This window comes from Streptomyces alkaliterrae (assembly GCF_007097205.2).
Classification (GTDB): Bacteria; Actinomycetota; Actinomycetes; order Streptomycetales; family Streptomycetaceae; genus Streptomyces; species Streptomyces alkaliterrae.
Genome location: NZ_VJYK02000733.1, coordinates 1 through 420, shown reverse-complemented (window position 1 = coordinate 420; position 420 = coordinate 1). Strand labels below are relative to the sequence as shown.

At 73.1% G+C, this 420-nt stretch carries 1 protein-coding gene; it reads right to left on the bottom strand.

The genetic code is table 11. The features are described 5' to 3' along the window. Positions 1 to 347: hypothetical protein (locus FNX44_RS27715; protein ID WP_153507835.1), on the bottom strand; the 347-nt coding region annotated here is incomplete at its 3' end. Between the last annotated feature and the right edge of the window lie 73 nt (positions 348 to 420).

Below are 420 nucleotides of genomic sequence, written 5' to 3'. Positions count from 1 at the left end.
GCGGGGGCGGGGGTGGCGTCGTGTTCGGCGATGACCTGGCGGACGTAGGCGCGGAGCTGGGCGCGCTCGACCGTCTCGCAGGTGGTGTCGGTGAGCCGGGGGGCGAGGAAGTCGAGCGCGCCGAGCACGTGCCGTACGGCGGTGAGGACGGCGACCGGTGGCGCCGGCCTGGGCAGGCCGGCGATCTCCGCCTCGAAGGCGGCGAGCGCGGTGTCGGTGCGGGATATGAGGTCGTCGGGGTAGCGGTGGGCGAGTGAGGCGTTGGCGTGGGTGAGACGGCCGAGGGCGACGGCGCGCGCCTGCTCGGCGACCTGGTGGTGCCATATGGCCGAGGGTCTGACTGCCATGACAAAGACGGTACCGAGTCCCACTGACAGTGCCGAGGGGGTCGCACGGAGGTGGGGTGGGCGAGGGCTGTCT